We start from the raw sequence: 3378 nt of genomic DNA, 5'->3' as shown, positions 1-3378 counted from the left end.
GGTCTCGGCACGCAGCTCATCGAGTGGGCCGTGGAGACCTCCCGCGCGCAGGGCTGCGGACTGGTGCAGCTGACCTCCGATGTCACCCGCACCGGCGACCGGGATGTTGACGAAGAAGGCCCAGCGCCAGGACAGCACGTCGGTGAGGAGACCGCCGAGCACGGCGCCGACGCTGAATCCAGAGCTCATCATCACGCTGTTCAGCCCCAGCGCCCTTGTGCGCAGGGCGGGTTCGGTGAACGCGGTGGTCAGCAGGGCGAGCGCGGCGGGTGTGACGGCGGCGGTGGCCAGGCCCTGGAGCACGCGGGCGCACAGCAGCATCGCGGGCGAGCCGGCGACGCCGCCGACGAGCGAGGCGAGCGCGAGGACGGTCATTCCCGCGGTGAAGACGCGACGGCGCCCCAGGTAGTCGCCCAGGCGGCCGAAGACGAGGGTGCAGCCGGCCGCGCACAGGGTGAAGACCGTGACGACCCACTGCAGACCACCGGTCGAGAAGCCGAGGGCCGTGCCGACCTCGGGCAGGGCGACATTGAGGACGGAGAAGTCGGCGGCCAGCATGAACTGCGCGGCCAGGAGCGCCACAAGGGCCGCCACCTGGCGTGCGGTCATCCGGGCGGGAGCCGGCGGCACGGCCGTCGCGGCGATCGGTTCGGTGGTCGTCATGGCACTCAGGTTCGGGGCCCTGGTGGGGGCCTGCCAGATCCGCCTTGAGGCCACTCCCCCGGAGACTGTCACCGGCAGGGTCACCCTCACGAGCCTCCACGAAACCCGCACAGCAACTACGACATCGCCGAGAACGTCCCGGTCCGTCTGTGCGAGGCCCGCCACAGCGGCGGCACCCGGCACGGCGAGTGGTACTGCGGCGGCGAGACCCGGTCCTGACCGGAACAGGCACCCCGCCCTCGTACCTCCGGGCGACCGTCCGGAGGCACGAGGGCGGGCGCTCGGCATCCCGTACCCCCACGCGACCGCCCCCTACAAGCCCCCCGGGAGTCATCCAGCTCAACTGCCCCGCGCACACACCCGATTGCTAAACGGGGACTGTCCCTGTATTTTTCCGGGACAGAACCGGGGACTGTCCCCTGTTCTTCCTCCGAGGAGATCCCGGCCCATGAGCGAAGAGACCGTCCCGCGCACCGCCTTCCGGCACGACACCCCCACCGCCCCCGGTCCCGCGAAGGCGGCGAGCCGGCGGGGGAACCGCATGGTGCTCGCCCTCGTGCTCACCCTCCAGACGATGCTCATCCTCGACGTGAACGTGGTGAACATCGCCCTGCCCGACCTCAAGGCCGCGCTCGGCTTCAGCGCGACCGGCGCCTCCTGGGTCCTCAGCTCCTATCTGCTGGCCTTCGGTGGTCTGCTCCTGCTCGGCGGCCGCGCCGGTGACGTCCTCGGACACCGCCGTGGCCTGATGACCGGCGTCGCGGTGTTCACCGCCGCCTCCCTGCTCGGCGGTCTGGCGGGCTCGGCCGCGACCCTGCTCGCGGCCCGCGCGCTGCAGGGCGTCGGCGCCGCCCTGGCCGCTCCCACCGTGCTCGCGCTGATCGCGACCCACTTCCCCGACGAGAAGGCCCGGGCGCGCGCGCTGGGCCTGTACGCGGCGGTGTCCGGCTCCGGCGCGGCCATCGGGCTCGTCGGCGGCGGCCTGCTGACGGACTGGCTGTCCTGGCGCTGGGTACTGTTCGTGAACGTGCCGATCGGCATCGCGCTGCTGATCGCCGCCCCCGTGTTCCTCCACGAGACCACGCGCAAGCCCGCCCGATTCGACCTCGGCGGCGCGCTCACCTCGACCGCGGGGATGAGCGCCCTGGTGTACGGATTCATCCGGGCCGCCGAGAGCGGCTGGGCCGACCCACTGACCCTGACGTCCTTCGCCCTCGCCGCCGTCCTGCTCGCGGTCTTCGTCGTCGTGGAGAGCCGCGCCGAGCAGCCGATCACTCCGCTGCGCCTGCTCGCGGACCGCAACCGCGCGACCGGCTATCTCGCGCTGCTGTTCGTCATGGCGGCCGGCAACGCGATGTTCTTCTTCCTCACCCAGTTCCTCCAGGAGGTGCTCGGCTTCACGCCGATCCAGGCGGGCCTGGCCTTCGTCCCCCTGGCCCTGCTCATCCTCGGCGCCTCCAGTGTCGCCGCCAGGATGCTGCCCAGGACCGGGCCGCGCCTGCTGACCGCGGCCGGAGCCGCCGCGATCAGCGCCGGGCTGGTCTGGTTCACCCGGCTCACCCCCGAGGCCGACTACCTCTCCGCCCTGCTCGGCCCTCTGCTCGTCGCCGGTCTCGGCATGGGCACCCTGCTCGTCGGGGTCACCACCGTCCTCATGTCCGGCATCGCGCCGAAGGAGACGGGCGCCGCGTCCGGGCTGCTGAACGTGATGCAGCAGACGGGCGGCGCGCTGGGACTCGCCCTCATGGTCACCGTCTTCGGCGCCGCCGCGCGCGACGCGGCCGAGGAGGTGCCGGCCGGACTCGGCACCAAGGCCGCCGCGGACTTCGTCCTCACCGAGGGCGTCACCACCGCCTTCGCCTGGGGTGCCGGCTTCACCGCCCTCACCGTCCTGCTCACCCTGCTGATGCGCCCGGCCCCGGTCGGCCACGCCGGGGCGAGGGCCGAGGCGGAGGGTCCGGAGTGACCCTCCGGACCGGACCGGAGACCGGCAGGGCGCCGGGTTAGAGTCGGGGCCTGCCCCGTTTCCCGTACGGCACCCCATCCGGCTCCCCATCCGGTCGAGAAGAGGTCGGTTCGATGCGCGCTGACGCCCGCCGCAACTACGAGCGACTCCTGGCCGAGGCCCGGCGGGCCTTCGACGAGCACGGCATCCACACCTCGCTCGACGACATCGCCAAGCAGGCGGGCCTCGGCAACGCCACGCTCTACCGCCACTTCCCCACCCGGGAAGCCCTGCTGGAGACGGTCCTCCGCGACAGCATCGCGGAACTCGGGTCGACTGCCCAGGAGTTGTTCGCCGCCGAGTCGCCCGGCGACGCCCTCGCCACCTGGGTCCGGGCGGCGGTGGCCCACGCCACCACGTACCGGGGTCTCGTCACCGCGCTCATGCACAGTCTCAAGGACGAGACCTCCGAACTGAACGAGGCCTGCACGTCGATGCAGTCGTCCGGCCAACAGTTGCTGGAACGGGCCCAGCGGGCCCGCGAGGTACGCGCCGATCTCTCGCCCACCCAGCTGTTCGCCCTGATCGCCGCGGCGGCCTGGACCCGCGAGAACGCGCCCGACGAGGCCGATCAGGTACTGACCGTCCTCGTCGACGGCCTCTGGCCGCCGCACCACTGAACACGCCGGGCGTGCCCCGGCCGGATCGGATCCGCGGTTTCCGGGCCGCTGCTCGGCGGCGGCCGGGGCGGGGACGAAGGGGGCCTGGGG

Annotated in this window: 3 protein-coding genes; 2 read left to right on the top strand and 1 reads right to left on the bottom strand. The window is 72.7% G+C overall.

Annotated elements, in window-relative coordinates; translation table 11 throughout:
- On the bottom strand, positions 1-663 hold a 663-nt coding region (locus tag ABZ693_RS35990; RefSeq protein ID WP_359885708.1), incomplete at its 3' end, for an MFS transporter.
- 448 nt (positions 664-1111) lie between these two features.
- On the opposite strand from ABZ693_RS35990, the gene ABZ693_RS35985 reads away from it, so the two are divergent.
- Positions 1112-2629 carry an MFS transporter gene (locus tag ABZ693_RS35985; RefSeq protein ID WP_359885707.1) on the top strand — a complete coding sequence of 506 codons (1518 nt, stop codon included), beginning with the start codon at positions 1112-1114 and terminating at the stop codon, positions 2627-2629.
- A gap of 113 nt (positions 2630-2742) precedes the next feature.
- Complete coding sequence (locus ABZ693_RS35980; protein WP_359885706.1) at positions 2743-3288, top strand: TetR/AcrR family transcriptional regulator; 546 nt, start codon at positions 2743-2745, stop codon at positions 3286-3288.
- The last annotated feature ends 90 nt before the right edge of the window (positions 3289-3378 follow it).

Source organism: Streptomyces laurentii (assembly GCF_040635425.1).
Lineage (GTDB): Bacteria > Actinomycetota > Actinomycetes > Streptomycetales > Streptomycetaceae > Streptomyces > Streptomyces laurentii.
Note: the sequence above shows the minus strand (reverse complement) of the source record. Positions and strands in the feature narration are given on the sequence as shown.